Genomic DNA, 17749 nt, shown 5'->3' on the forward strand with positions numbered 1-17749 from the left:
ATGCGCTCGCCGCATCGCGACGCCTGATTGGGACGCCGCCGGAATCTGCGCGCAGGCTGCTCTTGGTGGCAGCTGGGCGCTGTTTGTTGCTTGTCGTGCTCAGGTTGTGCGGGCCTTCGACCCGAACGTGCGGCGGCTCTCGCCGGAGAACGCGTCGATCAATCGCCGACGCCGTGCCCGCGTGCCGGCACCAACGCGCTGCGCACGAAGTCCATGATCGGCGTGCCGTCCTGCTTGAACGCGCGGGTTTGCACGGTGACGATGCCCTGCCCCGGACGCGACTTCGATTCGCGCTTTTCGAGCACTTCGGATTCCGCGTAGATCGTGTCGCCGCAAAATACCGGGCCGGTCAGACGAATCTCTTTCCAGCCCAGGTTGGCGATGGCCTTGCCGCTGACGTCGTTCACCGACAGACCCAGCACCACGGCGACCGTCAGACCGCTATTGACGAGCAGGCGGCCGAACTCGCTTTTGGCAGCGTAGGCGGCGTCGCAATGCATCGGATGGAAATTCATCGTCAGCAGCGAGAAGTGGATGTTGTCGGCTTCGGTAATCGTGCGCCCGGGCCGGTGCTCGTAGATGTCGCCTACCTGAAAATCTTCGAGGTAGCGGCCGTAGCTGGCGCGAATGCGATTTTTGACTGCGACGTCGGACTCCATGCCTGTCTCCTGTTTCGACCAGTTTGCTTGTCTTTGTTACTTTGTCCGTACAAAGTGTGATTCGAGTATTGTCTTTGGAGGGTTGAATGTCAAGGCGGTATTCGAGCGGACGGCGCACAACCGGCGCAAATGCGCCGCTAAGGCACGCCGGTGCTCGTGATCAGGTTTATCCCTGGCAGGCGGTCAGGGGCGGAGGCGACGGGTTTACGTCTGAGTTGACTGAGCGTGGCGCCAATAAAAAAACCCCGCTGGTTGAGCGGGGTTCTTTGCATCTGTTCGGTGCGAGTGCGGATTTAGAACGGAATATCGTCGTCCATCTCATCAAACCCGCCGCCAGCCGGCGCGCTCGGACGGCTCGCGCCGCCACCGCCACCGCCGCTGCCGCCACGCGCACCGCCGCCCGACACTGCGCGGCCGCCACCACCGCCGCCGCTACGCTCCGACGGCTCACCACGGCTATAACCGCCTTCGTCGCCACCGCCGCCCATCGAACCGCCACGGCCACCCAGCATCTGCATCTGTTCCGCGACGATTTCCGTCGAGTAACGGTCGGTGCCGTCTTGCGCCTGCCACTTACGGGTACGGATGCGCCCTTCCAGGTACACCGACGAGCCCTTCTTCAGATATTCGGAGACGATTTCCGCGAGGCGGCCGAAGAACGACACGCGGTGCCATTCGGTCGCTTCCTTCATTTCGCCGGACGCCTTGTCCTTGTACCGATCCGTCGTTGCAAGGCGGATGTTCGCCACTGCGTCGCCGCTCGGAAGATAACGGACTTCCGGATCGGCTCCGAGATTGCCGACGAGAATGACCTTGTTCACGGATGCCATGAGTTTCTCCTGTTGATTCCGTTACGGGCGGCGCGGCAATACACGGTTTCGCGTTTCAGGGCCGGCAGGCCCGAGACCGGAACTGCGCCTCTGCCCGCCGCCGGGTGAGTTCTGGGTAAGTTCGGGATGCGCCGGTTTACGCTTTGCGCGGCGGCTGTTTCATCTTTGCGGCGATTATAAGCCAGCACAAGACGAGCCCCGAACACGTAAAAAAGACAGCGCTCTGACCATCCGCTTTCAGCAGCCAACCGCCGACCACGCCACCCAGCGCAAGACCGATCGATTGCGTGGTGTTGTACACACCGGCCGCCGCGCCCTTGCGGGTTCCCGGCGCCAGTTTCGACACCAGCGAAGGCTGCGAAGCCTCAAGAATATTGAAGCCCAAAAAGTACACAAAAAGGATCGCCGCCACACTCAGAATCGTATGCGGAGCGACGCCCAATAACAACTGTCCGATCAGGATAAGAGCAATCGCAGAAAGCAGCACGATTTTCATTTTTCCGCGCTTCTCGGCGGCGATGATCGCGGGCACCATCATCACGAACGAAAGGCCCATGACCGGCAAATACACCTTCCAGTGCGACGCAACCGGCAAGCCGCCCGCTTCGAGAATGCGCGGCACGACGAGGAACAATGCGGTTTGCGTGGCGTGCAGCACCAGCACGCCGAAGTTCAGACGCAGCAGTTCGACGTTGTGCAGCACTTCGGCGAACGGCGCGCGCACGTGCACCGGCTTCGGCGCATCGGGCACGATCCACAGCACCACGCCGATCGCCAGAATCGAGAAGATGCCGACGAGCGTAAACAGCCCGCTCATGCCGACCCACTGGAACACGATCGGCGCACCGACAATCGCTACCGCGAACGACACGCCGATGCTGCCGCCCACCATCGCCATCGCCTTGGTGCGATGTTCCTCGGCGGTCAGGTCGGCGATAAACGCGATCACCGCCGACGACACCGCGCCCATGCCCTGAATCACCCGCCCGACGATGATCCACGTCATGTCGTGCGCGCCCGCCGCGACGAAGCTGCCGAGCGCGAAGATCAGCAAACCGGTCGCAATGACTGGTTTGCGGCCGACCTTGTCGGAGACCCAGCCGTAGAAGATGTACAGCATGGACTGCGTCACGCCGTATGCGCCGAGCGCGATCCCCACCAGCAGCACGTTGTCGCCGCCGGGGATGGTCTTCGCGTAGATCGAGAACACCGGCATGATCATGAAGAGACCGAGCATGCGCAGCGCGAAGATGGCGGCAAGCGACACGGTCGCGCGCAGTTCAGGCGCGCTCATGCGTGAGGAGATGGCGGACGGATTGGACATCGGGAGCGTTCGTTGATTGAGCTGGGCGGCACACCGCGGACGGGCACAGCGGCGGAGCGGCCACGACCGCGCGGCTTGCCGCAAGACGGCGGGCCGGCAGCGGCGCGGCGCTCGAGCCAACGGCCTTTCTGCATTCCCGCTGGCGCCTCGCGGCGCCTCGCGGCGCCTCGTGTTGCCTCGCGGTTGCCTCGCGGTTGCCTCGCGGTTGCCTTGTACTCGCGGAAAACGGCCCCAGTTAGACCTCTTCCCGCGGCGCTGGACCGCTTGCCTTACAGCACGCCTCAACGCCTCTTCAGGCTGTCAGGAAGCCGTAACGGCGGTCTTGAAAAGTCGTTATAGTAGCAGGTTTAGCCTCTTCCTCTTTCCGCCAGTTCATGGAATAAATCCGTGGAACAAATCCGTATTCGTGGGGCTCGCACCCACAACCTGAAGAACGTCAACCTCGATCTACCCCGTCACAAGCTCGTTGTCATCACGGGCCTTTCAGGCTCGGGCAAATCGTCGCTGGCGTTCGACACGCTTTATGCGGAAGGGCAACGGCGCTACGTCGAAAGTCTCTCCGCCTACGCTCGCCAGTTCCTGCAATTGATGGAGAAACCCGACGTCGATCTGATCGAAGGCCTGTCGCCGGCGATCTCGATCGAACAGAAGGCGACCTCGCACAATCCGCGTTCCACGGTCGGCACCGTCACCGAGATTCACGACTATCTGCGGCTCCTGTTCGCACGGGTCGGCACGCCTTACTGTCCGGACCACGAAATTCCGCTGGAAGCGCAAAGCGTCTCGCAGATGGTCGACGCCGCGCTCGCGTTGCCGGAAGAAACGAAGCTCATGATTCTCGCGCCCGTCGTGGCGAATCGCAAAGGCGAGCACGTCGAACTGTTCGAGGAGATGCAGGCGCAAGGCTTTATCCGCTTCCGCGTGCGCTCGGGCGGCGGCACCGCCAATGAAGGCGTCGCGAAGATCTATGAAGTCGACTCGCTGCCGAAGCTGAAGAAGAACGACAAGCACACCATCGACGTGGTCGTGGACCGCCTGAAAGTGCGCCCCGATATGAAGCAGCGTCTGGCCGAATCGTTTGAAACGGCACTGCGTCTCGCCGACGGCCGCGCGATCGCGCTCGAAATGGACACGGACAAGGAGCATCTGTTCAGCTCGAAGTTCGCCTGCCCGATCTGCTCGTACTCCCTGCAGGAACTGGAGCCGCGCCTCTTCTCGTTCAACAATCCGATGGGCGCATGCCCGGAATGCGACGGGCTCGGCCAGATCACCTTCTTCGATCCGAAGCGGGTGGTCGCGCATCCGTCGCTGTCGCTCGCGGCGGGCGCGGTGAAGGGCTGGGACCGGCGCAACCAGTTTTACTTCCAGATGCTGCAGAGTCTCGCTGCGTTCTACGAATTCGACATCGACACGGCCGTCGAAGACTTGCCGGAGAAAGTCCGCAAGATCCTGCTGTTCGGTTCGGGCAAGCAGGAGATCCCGTTCTCGTACATCAACGAACGTGGCCGCACTTCAGTGCGCGAGCATGTATTCGAAGGGATCATCCCGAATCTGGAGCGGCGTTACCGCGAGACCGATTCGGTCGCGGTGCGCGAAGAACTCGCCAAGTATCAGAACAACCAGCCCTGCCCGGCCTGCGCCGGCACGCGTCTGCGCCGCGAAGCGCGCTTCGTGCGGATCGGCGCGGACGGCGACGCGCGCGGCATCTTCGAGATCAGCGGCTGGCCGCTGCGCGACGCGCTCGGCTATTTCCAGACGCTTCGTCTGGAAGGATCGAAGCGCGAGATCGCCGACAAGGTGGTCAAGGAAATCGTCGCGCGGCTGATGTTCCTGAACAACGTCGGGCTGGATTATCTGTCGCTGGAGCGCAGCGCGGAAACGCTGTCCGGCGGCGAGGCGCAGCGCATTCGCCTCGCGTCGCAAATCGGCTCGGGGCTGACCGGCGTGATGTACGTGCTGGACGAGCCGTCCATCGGCCTGCATCAGCGCGATAACGACCGGCTGATCGCCACGCTCAAGCATCTGCGCGACCTCGGCAACTCGGTGATCGTCGTCGAACACGACGAGGACATGATCCGCATGGCCGACTACGTGGTCGACATGGGTCCGGGCGCGGGTGAGCACGGCGGCATGGTGATCGCCGAGGGCACGCCCAAACAGGTGCAAGCGAACGCAGCGTCGATGACCGGGCAGTACATGTCCGGCGCGCGCAACATCGAGTTCCCGGACGAACGCAAGGAGCCCGACGAAAAGCGTCTGCGGATCGTCGAGGCGTACGGCAACAATCTGCAGCACGTGTCGCTGGATCTGCCGGTCGGCTTGCTGACCTGCGTGACCGGCGTGTCCGGTTCGGGCAAGTCCACGCTCATCAACGACACGCTGTACCACGCGGTCGCGCATCACCTGTACGGCTCGGCCACGGAGCCGGCGCCGTACGAATCGATCGAGGGCCTCGAGCACTTCGACAAGGTCATCAACGTCGACCAGTCGCCGATCGGCCGCACGCCGCGTTCGAACCCGGCCACCTACACGGGCCTCTTCACGCCGATCCGCGAACTGTTCGCGGGCGTGCCCGCGGCCAAAGAACGCGGCTACGAAGCCGGCCGCTTCTCGTTCAACGTGAAGGGCGGCCGCTGCGAATCCTGCCAGGGCGACGGCGTGCTGAAGGTCGAGATGCACTTTTTGCCGGACGTGTACGTGCCGTGCGACGTCTGTCACGGCAAGCGCTACAACCGCGAAACACTGGACGTGCAGTACAAGGGCAAGAACATCAGCGAAGTGCTCGACATGACGGTGGAGACCGCCTACGAGTTCTTCAAGCCGGTGCCGGTCGTCGCGCGCAAGCTGAAAACCTTGCTGGACGTGGGTCTGGGCTATATCCGGCTGGGCCAGTCGGCCACCACGCTGTCGGGCGGCGAGGCACAGCGCGTCAAACTATCTTTGGAACTGAGCAAGCGTGACACGGGTCGCACGCTATACATACTTGACGAGCCGACCACCGGCTTGCACTTTCATGACATCGCGTTGTTGCTCGAAGTGATTCATCGATTACGCGACCAGGGTAATACCGTCGTGATCATCGAGCATAATCTCGATGTAATAAAGACTGCGGACTGGGTCATCGATCTCGGTCCGGAAGGCGGGGCCGGCGGCGGGCAGATCATCGCTCAGGGCACGCCGGAGCAGGTCGCCAAGTCGAAGGCAAGTTTTACCGGCAAGTACCTGGCGCCTCTGCTGAAACGCGCGGCCAGTAAAAAGTAAGTAACGCGGCACAACTCGGTTGGAGACGGAATAAGCCATGGCCAAGCGGAATCAGGCGCGCGACGACGGGCAAGTGCAGGACCTACGCCCACGCCCGGTCAGGCTAACGAGCGACATGAGCCTGCCGAAGCTGTCGGCGGTCGAAATCGGCAGTTATATCGTGACGCTGTTCGGCATGTGGGCAGTGATCGAACTTCGGCTGCTCGGCGCGTTGCTCGCCGGGCTGCTGGTGTTCCAACTGGTTCACACGATCGCGCCGCGCATCGAGCGCCACATGTCGAGCAAGCGGGCCCGCTGGCTCGCGGTGGTGTTTCTGGCCACGGTGATCGTGGGCGCGCTGACGGGGCTGACGCTCGGCATCATCGAGCATTTCGAGAACGACGTGCCGAGCGTGCAGAAGCTGCTCGACCAGGCCATGCAGCTGATCGACCAGGCGCGCGGCCGGATTCCGCAGTTCGTCGCCAACTATCTGCCGGTCGATACCGAACAGATGAAAACCAAGGCGGCGGAACTCATGCAGACGCACGCCAACATGCTGCAGCAAAGCGGCAAGACGGCGGCGCGCGCGTTCACGCATATCCTGATCGGCATGATCATCGGCGCGATCATCGCGGTCGGCGCGCAGAAGCATATGCAGCGGCTGCCGCTATCCACGGCGTTCGTCACACGCGTGACACGTTTCGCCGATGCGTTCCGCCGCATCGTGTTCGCTCAGGTGAAGATTTCGGCGATCAACGCGGTCTTCACCGGCATCTTCCTGCTGGTGGTTCTGCCGATCTTCCACGACACGCTGCCGTTGTCGAAGACGCTGGTGCTGGTCACCTTCATCGTCGGCTTGCTGCCGGTGATCGGCAATCTGATCTCGAACACGATCATCGTCGCGGTGGCGCTCTCGGTGAGCTTTCCGGCGGCGGTCATGTCGCTCGTGTTCCTGATCCTGATTCACAAGCTCGAGTACTTCCTGAACGCGCGCATCGTCGGCGGGCAGATCGAGGCGCGTGCGTGGGAATTGCTGATCGCCATGCTCATCATGGAAGCCGCGTTCGGTCTTCCCGGCGTGATCGCGGCGCCGATTTTTTATGCGTATATCAAGCGGGAATTGATTTACTTGCGGTTGGTTTGAGGCCGAAGCAAGCGGTCCATCAGAACAGAAACAACGGCGCTTCGGCGCCGTTTTTCATGGGCCGCAGGTTTACGGAGAACTTGCAGCCCAAGGCAACACTCCCGTAAGATGCGAACAATTCCCATTCGCAAAATCGTGTCGTGACACCCCTTTCGAAATCCCGCTCCGTCGCGACGGCTCGCCCATGAGGCGCCAGCTCGTCCGACTGCACCGCTGGTTCGGTGTCGCCACAGCGCTGTTTCTGTTCGTCGCCGGCCTGACTGGCGCGATCATCGCGTGGGACCATGAGCTGGATGCGGCGTTGAACCCATCTTTCTTCAAAGCCCGCACCGCCGGTCCGGCGCTGTCGGGGCTTGAACTCGCGCGCCGGGTGGAAGCTGCCGATCCGCGTCTTCAGGTGACGTATCTGCCGCTGGCCGCCGAGCCCGGCCATACGTTGCAAATGATGGTGCTGCCGCGAACCAACCCGGCCACGCAGAAGCCCTACCCGCTCGACTTCAATCAGATTGCCGTCGACCCCGTCACTGGCGAGATCCAGGGACGCCGCGAATGGGGCGTCGTCTCGCTCGCGCGGCTCAACCTGATCCCGTTCATCTACAAGCTGCACTACACGTTGCAACTGCCATTTACGGGCGGCGTCGACATCGGCACGTGGGTGATGGGGATCGTCGGCATTATCTGGCTGTTCGACAGCGTGATCGCGCTGTGGCTGTCGTTTCCGAGCGTCAAGGCGTGGCGCAAGTCGTTCGCGTTCCGCCTCGGGCGCGGCGGCTATACGTTCACTTTCGATTTGCACCGCTCAGGCGGCGTGTGGATCTGGGGCCTGCTGATGATCGTTGCGCTGACATCGGTGTCGATGAATCTCTCAGCGCCCGTGGTGCGCCCAATCGTGTCGCTGTTCTCGAAGCTCACGCCGGATCCGATTAACAACCCTGAAATCCTGCGCGCCCCGCAACCGGGCGACACCGTGTTGAGCCGCGAACGCATCGTGCAGCTGGCCGAGCAGGCCGGCCGCGCGCAGAAACTCAGCGTCGCGCCGGGCGGCATCTACTACGCGGAATTCATCCATGCGTACGGCGTCGGTTTCTACGCGACCGGCAACGATCACGGCGATTTCGGCCTCGGCAATCCGTGGATGTATTGGGACGCGGCCACCGGCAAGCAGCTCGGCGCGCAGATCCCCGGCAAGGGCACGGCGGGCGATATCTTCGTGCAGGTGCAATTCCCTTTGCATTCGGGACGCATTCTGGGTCTCGGCGGACGGATTCTGATCAGCGCGGTCGGCATCGCGGTCGCCGCGCTGAGCGCGACGGGTCTGCTGATCTGGTTGAAGAAGCTGAACGCGCGCCGCCGTTCGGCGCAAAACGCCAATCTCGCGCGTGACGCGGGTCGGTCGGCGGCGCGCTCCTGATAGCGGGCAAACAAAAAGGCGGCGCCGGAGTCATCCAGCCGCCGCCTTCTACCGCGCATGCCTGCTAGCAACGGCTCTTAACGAAACACCACCGTCTTGCTGCCGTTCAACACGACGCGATGCTCCACGTGCCACTTCACCGCACGCGCCAGCGTCACGCACTCGACGTCGCGGCCGATCGCCGTCAGCTGCTCCGGCGTCATGCTGTGGTCAACCCGCTCCACTTCCTGTTCGATGATCGGACCTTCGTCGAGATCCGTCGTCACGTAATGGGCGGTCGCACCGATCAGTTTCACGCCGCGGTCGAACGCCTGGTAATACGGCTTCGCACCCTTGAAGCTCGGCAGGAACGAGTGATGAATGTTGATCGCGCGGCCCGCCAGCGCTTCGCACAGCTTCGGCGACAGAATTTGCATGTAGCGCGCGAGCACGACCAGGTCGGCTTGATGCTCGTCGATCACTTCGAGCACGCGCGCTTCCTGCGCGGCCTTCGCGTCGGGCGTGGCGCCCAGCAGCGGGAAATGATGGAACGGAATGTCGTAGCTCGCGGCGAGCTGATAGAACTCCTTGTGGTTCGAGATGATCGCCGGAATCTCGATACCCAACTGGCCGGTGCGGTAGCGGAACAGCAGATCGTTCAGGCAATGGCCGATCTTCGACACCATGATCACCACGCGCGGCTTCACCGACGCGTCGTGCATCTCCCAACGCATACCGAACTGCTCGGCGAGCGTCGCGAACGACGTGCGCAGCGCCTCCAGCCCCGGATCGCCGCCCACCTGCTGAAAATGCACGCGCATGAAGAACTCGCCGGTGCGGCTGTCGCCGAACTGTGCGGAGTCGAGAATATTGCTGCCACGCTCGAACAGAAAGCCCGACACGGCGTGAACGATGCCGGGCCGGTCGGCGCACGACAGTTTGAGGATAAAGCTGTGATCGGTCGACATGACCTGGGTGACTCCCTTCTTCAATGCGTGGTTTGTTCGGTGTGTCCGGCTCGATGCTGCGTGTTTCGGCATGGTCGTTGCGCGCGCACCGATGCGGCGCTCAGGCGACCAGCGGCGGCACGAACAACGCCTCGATGCCCGCGCACGCGTCTTCATCGATCCAGCGGCGGCGCAGCAGGCAATCCAGCGTGGCCAGGCTCGCATCGACGGTCATGGCGCCCTCCTCGATCCAGCGCGCCGCTTCGTCGATGCGCGCGAGCCGGTGTTCACCCACTTCGCCGTCCTGATTGCGCGGCGCGAAATCGGCCGGCAGCGCGAGGTCGTAGATGAAAATCTGTTCGGCCTGCGTGCCTTCCGGCAACGATTGCAGCACATGCGCGGTGCGGCCCGCGACGGCGCGCGCGGCGATCTCCTCGGGAATGCCGGCTTCTTCCCAGCATTCCTTGACGATCGTTTCCTCGACGCCGAAGCCCCAGCCGATCCCGCCCGCCACGACATTGTCGAGCATGCCCGGGTCGGTCGCCTTGGTGTCGCTGCGGCGCGCGATCCACAATTGCGGCGCGCCGCGGGGCGCCCCGCGATCTGCGTATTCTACGACGCCGTTCAGATGCACCGCGTAGGTCATCGTGCCGAAGAAGCGCGACGCCGCGCGTTCGATATACGCGAGCGGCGGTGCATCGAATGCATTGCGGATCGCGTAGGTCTCGTTGCGCCAGCCGGGAATGCGGTCTTCGGCGGCGAGCGCGCCGATCACGGAACCGAGCGCGGCGCTGCGTAAATCCACGGTATTGAATGCGGGCGCCAGCGTCACGCGGGCGTTGTCAATGTCGAACACATCGGGCCAGCGCTCGAGCAATGGCACATCGCTCATACGGATCCAACCGACCTGTTCGGCGTCGATCCAGAACGGCACATGCGCCTGCGCGTCGAAGCGGCGCGCGGCGGTAATGCAAGGCAAAGTCATTTGAAGCTCCAGACTAACTGTCGGCGGAAGTCGGCGAAACTAATCAATCGCGCAACGCAACGCGAATCCCGATTGCGATGAACGTGGCGCCGGCCAGGCGATCGAGCCACACACCGACACGCGGACGGCGTTTCAGCCAACCGCCGATCATCCCCGCGCACACGCCGAACAGCGAAAACACCACCACCGTCTGAAGCATGAACAGCACGCCGAGTTCGAGCATCTGCAGCGTAACGCTTTGCGCGCCATGCGGCTGCACGAACTGCGGCAGAAATACCACGAAGAACAACGTCACCTTCGGGTTCAGCAGATTGCCGAGCACGCTCTGGCGGAACACCGCCATCAAGGGTTGCGGCGCGCGTTCATGCGCGGTTGCGAGACCCTGGCTGCGCAGCGCCTTGATGCCGATCCAGATCAGATACGCGGCGCCGGCCAGTTTGATGACTTCAAAGGCCACCGGCGACGAGCGCAGTAACGCGGCCACCCCGAGCGCGGCGAGCGTCGTGTGAAACGTGATGCCGGCCGCAAAGCCGAGTGCCGCGACGAGCCCTGCCGCGCGGCCCTGCGAGATACCGCGCGCGAGCACTTGCAGATTGTCCGGCCCGGGCGCCATGGTGATGGCAATCGACGTGGCGAGAAACAGCAGGAAGTTAGGCATCGTTCTTACCTTCTTGTGACCAGAAAGAAGTTCGCAGCGGCTTATTGGCTGCGAGTGATCAGTGACCGTCGAAGCCAGTGACCGTATAGAGCGCGAGGCCGCCCTCGCGCAGCAGCTTCGAGCCGCCGAGTTCGGGCAGATCGATGATCGCGGCGCCTTCCACCACGACCGCGCCGAGGCGCTCGATCAGAATCTTGCCGGCCATCATCGTGCCGCCGGTGGCGATCAGATCGTCGATGATCACAATGCGGTCGCCGGGCTTGCAGGCGTCCTCATGAATCTCGACGGTCGCGGTGCCGTATTCGAGTTCATACGATTGCGCGACGCGCTTGTAGGGCAGCTTGCCCGCCTTGCGGATCGGAATGAAGCCGAGGTTCAGCTCATACGCGAGAATCGGACCGATGATGAAACCGCGCGCATCCAGCCCGGCAATGTAGTCGAGCTTCGCGTCGATATAACGCTGCACGAACAGATCGATCAGCACGCGCAGCGACTTCGGTTCCTGCAAAAGCGGCGTGATATCGCGAAACTGCACGCCCGGCTGCGGCCAGTCGGGCACCGTGCGAATGTGGCTTTTGATGTAATCGGCCGCATCGAGCGGCGCGCTCGCGAGCGCGTTGGACATGATGTCTCCGGATGGACCTCGACAGGTCCGATGAAAAACTAAAGGAGCGGCGGCCCGGCAGGCTCGCCTGACCAGGCATGGAGCGCAAATTTCAGGCCGCGGCGGCGCCCGCGCGCCGGTGCTTCGAGAGCCGTTCCTCGGCCTCCGCCAACTGTTCGGGCAGACCGCGCAGCACCACGATGTCGCTCGCGCGCAGCTTGGTGGACGGATCCGGTTCGACGCCGCGAATGCCGTGCCGGCGAATCGCCGTCACTTCGACGCCCACGTCGAACAGACCGAGTTCCGCGAGCGTACGGCCCACCGCGTCCGCGTTTTCGTCGACCGGCACAGATTGTAGCCGCACCTGTTCGTGGCCGTCGTCGTCGTCCACGTCGTCGGCGCCGTGGAAATAGCCGCGCAGCAGCGCGTAGCGTTCATCGCGCATCTCTTCCACGCGGCGCACCACGCGCCGCATCGGCACGCCCATCACCACCAGCGTGTGCGAGGCGAGCATCAGACTGCCTTCGACGATTTCCGGAATCACCTCGGTCGCGCCCGCTGCCAGCAGCTTCTCCAGATCGGCGTCATCCACGGTACGAACGATCACCGGCAGCGTCGGCTCCAGTTCGTGGATGTTGTGCAGCACGCGCAATGCCGACGGCGTATTCGCATAGGTGATCGCAATCGTCGCCGCACGATGGATACCGGCTGCAAGCAGCGACTCGCGCCGTCCGGCATCGCCGAACACGACCGATTCACCCGCAGCCGCAGCCGCCGCGACACGATCGGGATCCAGGTCGAGCGCGACGTACGACAAACCTTCGTGCTCCAGCATGCGCGCCAGATTCTGCCCGGCCCGGCCGTAGCCGCAAATGATCACGTGGCCGCTTTGTTTGAGGCTCTGCGTGGCGATGCGCGTCATCTGCAACGACTGCATCATCCATTCAGTCGACGACAGCCGCAGCACGATCCGGTCCGCGTTCTGGATCATGAACGGCGCGGCCAGCATCGACAGCAGCATAGCCGCGAGAATCGCCTGCAGCATGGTGGCGTCGACGAGATGTTTGTCGAGAATCAGATTCAGCAGCACGAAGCCGAACTCGCCCGCTTGCGCGAGGCCGATACCGGTGCGCATCGCGACGCCCGGCGACGCGCCGAACAGACGCGAAAGGCCCGTGACCATGATCGCCTTCAGCAGAATCGGGCCGACCAGAAAGCCGAGCACGATCAGCGGATGCTCCCAGATCACCCGCGGATTGAGCAGCATGCCGGTGGTGATGAAGAAGAGCCCGAGCAGCACGTCGCGAAACGGCTTGATGTCCTCTTCCACCTGATGCCGGTACGGCGTCTCGGCGATCAGCATACCGGCGATGAACGCGCCGAGCGCGAGCGACAAACCGAACTTGTCCGTGATGAACGCGCAACCCAGCGTCACCAGCAACAGATTGAGAATGAACAGTTCCTGCGAACGGCGCCGCGCCACCACGTTGAACCAGCGCGTCATGAAGCGCTGGCCCACGATCAATAGCAGCGACAACGCCACGACGATCTTGATGGCCGCCACGCCGAGCGAGCTGACGAGATCTTCGGAGTTGCCGCCCAGAGCCGCGATGATGATGAGGAGCGGCACCACTGCCAGATCCTGAAACAGCAGCACGCCGAAGATATTGCGGCCATGCTCGGTCTCGATCTCGAGCCGCTCCGCCAGCATCTTGCTGACGATCGCCGTCGACGACATGGCGAGCGCGCCGCCCAGCGCCACGCTCGCTTGCCACCGAATGTGCACCCAGCGCTCCAGCGCGAAACCGAGCGAGACCGCCACGGCGATCGTGCCGATCACCTGCAACAGGCCGAGGCCGAACACGAGCCGGCGCATGGAGCGCAGCTTGGCGAGCGAGAACTCCAGCCCGATCGAAAACATCAGGAACACCACGCCGAACTCGGCGAGGTTCTGCGCGCCCGCCGAGTCGGGAATCAGACCGAACGCATGCGGACCGACGACGATGCCCACCGTCAGATAGCCGAGCATCGGCGGAAGATTCAGAAAGCGAAACACCACCACGCCTGCCACCGATGCGAGCAGCAGGAACAGCGTCATTTCGAGGGGGGAAATCATCGGCAAAAACGCATCGGCAAAGCGTCCTCGTTCGTCAGCGGAACCGCGCACGCAAAGCGCCGTGCGACAAGGTTGAGGGGCCGTTAAAGGCAGCGAGAGAGACAGCGGCTTGGCACAGCAGGCCCGGCGCGGCGAACAGGCGCCTTTGCTATACTTCGCGAATGATAGCGAAAATCAATGGCGACCGGGCACTCGCGCTCGCTCGCGACGTGCTCGACATCGAAGCGGACGCCGTGCGCGCGCTTCGCGATCAACTCGACGATGGTTTCGTCGGGGCGGTCGACTTCATCCTGGGTTGCCGCGGGCGCGTTGTCGTTTCCGGCATCGGCAAATCCGGCCACGTGGCCCGCAAGCTCGCGGCCACGCTCGCCAGCACCGGCACGCCGGCGTTCTTCGTGCATCCCGCTGAAGCCAGCCACGGCGACCTCGGCATGGTCACCGCCGACGACGTGTTCCTCGCGCTGTCCAATTCCGGTGAAACCGAAGAACTCGTGGCGATCCTGCCGCTCATCAAGCGGCTCGGCGCGAAGCTGATTGCCATGACGGGCCGTCCGTCATCGAGTCTCGCACAACTGGCCGACGTGCACCTGAATTCCGGTGTGTCGAAAGAAGCCTGCCCGATGAATCTTGCGCCTACCGCCAGCACCACCGCCGCGCTCGCGCTCGGCGACGCGCTCGCGGTCGCGGTGCTCGACGCGCGCGGCTTCGGCCGCGACGACTTCGCGCGCTCGCATCCGGGCGGCGCGCTCGGACGGCGCCTGCTCACTTATGTGCGCGACGTGATGCGCACCGGCGACCAGGTGCCGAAGGTCACGCCCGACGCCACCGTGCGCGACGCGCTGTTTCAATTGACCGCCAAGCGCATGGGCATGACCGCGATCGTCGATCACGAGGACCGCGTCGCCGGCATCTTCACCGACGGCGACTTGCGCCGCGTGCTCGAACGCGACGGCGATTTCCGCGAACTGTCGATCGCCTCGGTCATGACGGCGGGCCCGCGCACCATCGGTCCGGATCAACTCGCGGTCGAAGCCGTGGAACTGATGGAGCGCTACCGCATCAATCAGATGCTGGTCGTCGACGAAGCAGGCAAGCTGATCGGCGCACTCAACATGCACGACCTGTTCTCGAAGAAGGTGATCTGATGGCCATTGCTCCGCCCACCGCGACCGAACGCGCAAGCCGCGTCAAGCTGATGATTTTCGACGTCGACGGCGTGCTGACCGACGGCGGTCTGCTGTTCACGGCGGAAGGCGACACGATGAAGGGCTTCAATTCGATGGACGGCCACGGCATGAAGCTGCTGCGCGAAGCCGGCATCGAGACGGCGATCATTACCGGGCGCAAGTCGGGCATCGTCGCGGTACGGGCCAAGGAGATGAACGTCACGCACGTCTATCAGGGCGTGCAGGACAAACCTCAGGCGTTCGCGGACCTGTTGCAGCAAACCGGCCTGACGGCCGAAGAATGCGGCTACATGGGCGACGACTGGGTCGATCTCGCCGTGATGCTGAAGGTCGGCTTCGCGGCCGCGCCGGCCAACTCGCATCCTGAAGTGATCGCGCGCGCCCACTGGGTCAGCGAGGCGCGCGGCGGCCACGGCGCGGCGCGTGAAGTCGTCGATACGCTGCTGCGCGCGCAACACAAATACGAAGCGCTGCTCGCGGCCGCCTGTAGCGGCGAACAGCGGGGCCTCGTCGGATGAACCAGTTTCGCCTGACGTCCCTGATTCCGCTGGTCGCCATGGCTGCGCTCGCCGGTATCACGTGGTGGCTGCTGCAAGCCACCCTGCCCCGCCAGAACGAAGGCGTGGTGCGCCCCAAGGAGCACACGCCGGACTACTTCGCCGACAACTTCTCGGTTTCCGAACTCGATCAGTCGGGCTCGACCCAGTACCGGCTGACCGCCCAGTCGCTGATCCACTACGAAGACGACGAACTGAGCGACCTGGTCAAACCGGCCATGCGCGCGTTCCAGCCGGGCAAGCCGATCGTCACCGCAACCGGGGACACCGGCAAGGTGAACGGCGACGCGTCGATCGTCGATCTGTACGACAACGCGCGCATCGTGCGGGCGCCCGGCTACGGGGATCCGCAGATGCAAGCGGATTCGCAGCATTTTAGGGTGCTGGTCAACGACGATGTGATCGAGACTGAAAAGCCGGTTAAACTTCAGCGCGGCATGTCGGTGATGACTGCCAGCGGCATGAACTACAACAACGTCACCCGGGTGATGCAGCTGTTCGGCAACGTGAAAGGCAACATCGCCCCGTCCGAAGCAGGCGGCAGCTCGCCCAAGCAACCCGGGTAATCCATTCCAGGCGTGACTGCATGAACGAATCGTTCCCCCGTTTTGATACCGGCCGCTCGCGCACCCTGTCCGCGTGGCGCGCCGGACTCGCTGCGCTCGTCGTCGCGTTGCCGCTCGCCGGCTTCGCGCCGCTCGCGCATGCCGACCGTGCCGACAAGGACAAGCCGCTGAACATCGAAGCGGACAACATGACTTACGACGACCTGAAGCAGGTCAACATCTTCACCGGCCATGTGGTCGCCACCAAAGGCACGATCGTGATCAAGGCCGACCGTGTCGAAGTGACGCAAGACCCGCAGGGCTATCAATACGCCACCGGCACCTCGAGTGGCGGCAATCTGTCGTATTTCCGCCAGAAGCGCGAGGGCCTCGACGAATATATCGAAGGCACGGCCGTGCGGATCGACTACGACGGCAAGCAGGATCTGACCACGCTTACCACCAACGCCACCGTAAAACGCCTGCAAGGCCTCTCCACGGTAATGGACCAGGTGCACGGCAGCGTCATTACGTATGACGGCCAGAACGACTTCTATACCGCGAAGGCAGGCAAGGACGTCGCCGGCCCGGGCAATCCGACCGGCCGCGTGCGCGCCATGCTGTCGCCGCGTAACGGCGGCGCAGCGCCGCTGAACGGCGCGTCGGCCACGCTCGCGCCGGCCACGACGATCCAGGGAGCCCCGAACCAGTGAGCACGTCAGCGTCCCTCCCCAATCGCAAGCCGGCCGGCACCAGCAGTTCGCTGGTGGTGCGCAACCTGAAGAAGCGTTACGGCTCGCGCACGGTCGTCAAAGACGTGTCGCTCGACGTGAAAAGCGGCGAAGTGGTCGGTCTGCTCGGCCCCAACGGCGCGGGCAAGACCACTTCGTTTTATATGATCGTCGGCCTCGTGCCGCTCGACGCGGGCGAGATCGATCTGGACGGCAAGTCGATCAGCCTGCTGCCGATTCATAAGCGCGCTTCGCTGGGTTTGTCGTATCTGCCGCAGGAAGCTTCGGTGTTCCGCAAGCTGAGCGTCGAAGAAAACATTCGCGCGGTGCTGGAATTGCAGCACGAAGACAACGGCAAGCGGCTCAGCAAGGACGCCATCACGAACCGCACGGAAGCCTTGCTCGACGAGTTGCAGATCGCGCACTTGCGCGAAAATCCGGCGCTATCGTTGTCGGGCGGCGAGCGTCGCCGGGTTGAAATCGCCCGGGCGCTGGCTACCAATCCGAGCTTTATTCTGCTCGACGAACCGTTCGCGGGCGTCGACCCGATCGCCGTGCTGGAAATTCAGAAGATCGTTAAATTTCTGAAGCAGCGCAATATCGGCGTGCTGATCACCGACCACAACGTGCGTGAAACGCTCGGCATCTGCGATCACGCGTACATCATCAGCGACGGCAGCGTGCTGGCCGCCGGCGCGCCGAGCGACATCATCGAAAACGAAAGCGTGCGGCGCGTCTATCTGGGCGAGCACTTCCGCATGTAAGCGCATGAGGGATTACCGGCAGTGCCAGCGCGCACCCGCCGGCCCCTCCATGCGGCAACCGCACATCC

The 17749-nt window shown here is 63.5% G+C and carries 16 protein-coding genes; 8 read left to right on the plus strand and 8 right to left on the minus strand.

What is annotated here, in order from left to right; translation table 11 throughout:
* Positions 1–158: 158 nt before the first annotated feature.
* The 3 genes from B0G75_RS06070 to B0G75_RS06080 form a co-directional block, all read right to left on the minus strand.
* Complete coding sequence (locus B0G75_RS06070) at positions 159–659, minus strand: MaoC family dehydratase (protein WP_012431675.1); 501 nt, start codon at positions 657–659, stop codon at positions 159–161.
* Positions 660–952: 293 nt separating this feature from the next.
* Positions 953–1489, minus strand: a complete 537-nt coding sequence (locus B0G75_RS06075; RefSeq protein WP_106282086.1) for a single-stranded DNA-binding protein — start codon at positions 1487–1489, stop codon at positions 953–955.
* 136 nt (positions 1490–1625) lie between these two features.
* Complete coding sequence (locus B0G75_RS06080) at positions 1626–2813, minus strand: MFS transporter (RefSeq protein WP_181309183.1); 1188 nt, start codon at positions 2811–2813, stop codon at positions 1626–1628.
* 387 nt (positions 2814–3200) lie between these two features.
* On the opposite strand from B0G75_RS06080, the gene uvrA reads away from it, so the two are divergent.
* The 3 genes from uvrA to B0G75_RS06095 all read left to right on the plus strand — a co-directional run bounded on the left by uvrA (position 3201) and on the right by B0G75_RS06095 (position 8608).
* Positions 3201–6074: an excinuclease ABC subunit UvrA gene (gene uvrA, locus B0G75_RS06085; RefSeq protein ID WP_106302052.1), complete on the plus strand. Its 2874-nt coding sequence runs from the start codon at positions 3201–3203 to the stop codon at positions 6072–6074.
* A gap of 37 nt (positions 6075–6111) precedes the next feature.
* Positions 6112–7197 carry an AI-2E family transporter gene (locus B0G75_RS06090; protein WP_106302055.1) on the plus strand — a complete coding sequence of 362 codons (1086 nt, stop codon included), beginning with the start codon at positions 6112–6114 and terminating at the stop codon, positions 7195–7197.
* A 184-nt stretch (positions 7198–7381) separates the two neighbouring features.
* Entirely contained in the window at positions 7382–8608 is a 1227-nt protein-coding gene (locus B0G75_RS06095) for a PepSY domain-containing protein (protein ID WP_106302058.1), read from the plus strand.
* Between the two features lie 77 nt (positions 8609–8685).
* Here the strand turns inward: B0G75_RS06095 and purU are convergent, their stop codons facing one another.
* The 5 genes from purU to B0G75_RS06120 all read right to left on the minus strand — a co-directional run bounded on the left by purU (position 8686) and on the right by B0G75_RS06120 (position 13897).
* On the minus strand, positions 8686–9555 hold the full coding sequence (gene purU / locus B0G75_RS06100) for a formyltetrahydrofolate deformylase (protein ID WP_012431669.1): 870 nt from the start codon (positions 9553–9555) through the stop codon (positions 8686–8688).
* Between the two features lie 100 nt (positions 9556–9655).
* On the minus strand, positions 9656–10519 hold the full coding sequence (locus B0G75_RS06105) for a DUF4743 domain-containing protein (protein WP_106302061.1): 864 nt from the start codon (positions 10517–10519) through the stop codon (positions 9656–9658).
* A gap of 43 nt (positions 10520–10562) precedes the next feature.
* A complete protein-coding gene (locus tag B0G75_RS06110; RefSeq protein WP_106302063.1) occupies positions 10563–11177 on the minus strand; it encodes a LysE family translocator in 615 nt (204 codons plus the stop codon).
* 58 nt (positions 11178–11235) lie between these two features.
* Positions 11236–11802 carry an adenine phosphoribosyltransferase gene (locus tag B0G75_RS06115; protein ID WP_106302066.1) on the minus strand — a complete coding sequence of 189 codons (567 nt, stop codon included), beginning with the start codon at positions 11800–11802 and terminating at the stop codon, positions 11236–11238.
* A 91-nt stretch (positions 11803–11893) separates the two neighbouring features.
* Positions 11894–13897, minus strand: a complete 2004-nt coding sequence (locus tag B0G75_RS06120) for a monovalent cation:proton antiporter family protein (protein ID WP_106303609.1) — start codon at positions 13895–13897, stop codon at positions 11894–11896.
* Between the two features lie 161 nt (positions 13898–14058).
* On the opposite strand from B0G75_RS06120, the gene kdsD reads away from it, so the two are divergent.
* Genes kdsD through lptB form a run of 5 tightly spaced genes read left to right on the plus strand, consistent with a single transcriptional unit; the run spans position 14059 to position 17681 of the window.
* Complete coding sequence (gene kdsD / locus B0G75_RS06125; RefSeq protein WP_106302069.1) at positions 14059–15042, plus strand: arabinose 5-phosphate isomerase KdsD; 984 nt, start codon at positions 14059–14061, stop codon at positions 15040–15042.
* The gene (locus B0G75_RS06130) at positions 15042–15602 is read left to right on the plus strand and encodes an HAD family hydrolase (protein WP_106302073.1); all 561 of its coding nucleotides are present in this window, start codon (positions 15042–15044) and stop codon (positions 15600–15602) included. Before kdsD ends, B0G75_RS06130 begins: the two co-directional genes overlap by 1 nt.
* On the plus strand, positions 15599–16207 hold the full coding sequence (lptC, locus tag B0G75_RS06135) for an LPS export ABC transporter periplasmic protein LptC (protein WP_012431662.1): 609 nt from the start codon (positions 15599–15601) through the stop codon (positions 16205–16207). Before B0G75_RS06130 ends, lptC begins: the two co-directional genes overlap by 4 nt.
* Positions 16208–16227: 20 nt before the next feature.
* Positions 16228–16899: a lipopolysaccharide transport periplasmic protein LptA gene (gene lptA / locus B0G75_RS06140; protein ID WP_106302076.1), complete on the plus strand. Its 672-nt coding sequence runs from the start codon at positions 16228–16230 to the stop codon at positions 16897–16899.
* Positions 16896–17681: an LPS export ABC transporter ATP-binding protein gene (gene lptB / locus B0G75_RS06145; RefSeq protein ID WP_106302079.1), complete on the plus strand. Its 786-nt coding sequence runs from the start codon at positions 16896–16898 to the stop codon at positions 17679–17681. The genes lptA and lptB overlap by 4 nt, the downstream gene beginning before the upstream one ends.
* Positions 17682–17749: the final 68 nt, after the last annotated feature.

The organism is Paraburkholderia sp. BL18I3N2 (assembly GCF_003001875.1).
Taxonomy (GTDB): Bacteria; Pseudomonadota; Gammaproteobacteria; order Burkholderiales; family Burkholderiaceae; genus Paraburkholderia; species Paraburkholderia phytofirmans.

Excerpts from the sequence above, each read along its gene's own strand:
- kdsD (WP_106302069.1), top strand. The coding sequence starts at position 14,059 with ATGATAGCGAAAATCAATGGCGACCGGGCACTCGCGCTCGCTCGCGAC.
- B0G75_RS06110 (WP_106302063.1), bottom strand. The coding sequence starts at position 11,177 with ATGCCTAACTTCCTGCTGTTTCTCGCCACGTCGATTGCCATCACCATG.
- B0G75_RS06075 (WP_106282086.1), bottom strand. The coding sequence starts at position 1,489 with ATGGCATCCGTGAACAAGGTCATTCTCGTCGGCAATCTCGGAGCCGAT.
- B0G75_RS06105 (WP_106302061.1), bottom strand. The coding sequence starts at position 10,519 with ATGACTTTGCCTTGCATTACCGCCGCGCGCCGCTTCGACGCGCAGGCG.
- purU (WP_012431669.1), bottom strand. The coding sequence starts at position 9,555 with ATGTCGACCGATCACAGCTTTATCCTCAAACTGTCGTGCGCCGACCGG.
- lptC (WP_012431662.1), top strand. The coding sequence starts at position 15,599 with ATGAACCAGTTTCGCCTGACGTCCCTGATTCCGCTGGTCGCCATGGCT.
- B0G75_RS06115 (WP_106302066.1), bottom strand. The coding sequence starts at position 11,802 with ATGTCCAACGCGCTCGCGAGCGCGCCGCTCGATGCGGCCGATTACATC.
- B0G75_RS06095 (WP_106302058.1), top strand. The coding sequence starts at position 7,382 with ATGAGGCGCCAGCTCGTCCGACTGCACCGCTGGTTCGGTGTCGCCACA.
- B0G75_RS06120 (WP_106303609.1), bottom strand. The coding sequence starts at position 13,897 with ATGATTTCCCCCCTCGAAATGACGCTGTTCCTGCTGCTCGCATCGGTG.
- B0G75_RS06090 (WP_106302055.1), top strand. The coding sequence starts at position 6,112 with ATGGCCAAGCGGAATCAGGCGCGCGACGACGGGCAAGTGCAGGACCTA.
- B0G75_RS06070 (WP_012431675.1), bottom strand. The coding sequence starts at position 659 with ATGGAGTCCGACGTCGCAGTCAAAAATCGCATTCGCGCCAGCTACGGC.
- B0G75_RS06130 (WP_106302073.1), top strand. The coding sequence starts at position 15,042 with ATGGCCATTGCTCCGCCCACCGCGACCGAACGCGCAAGCCGCGTCAAG.
- B0G75_RS06080 (WP_181309183.1), bottom strand. The coding sequence starts at position 2,813 with ATGTCCAATCCGTCCGCCATCTCCTCACGCATGAGCGCGCCTGAACTG.
- lptA (WP_106302076.1), top strand. The coding sequence starts at position 16,228 with ATGAACGAATCGTTCCCCCGTTTTGATACCGGCCGCTCGCGCACCCTG.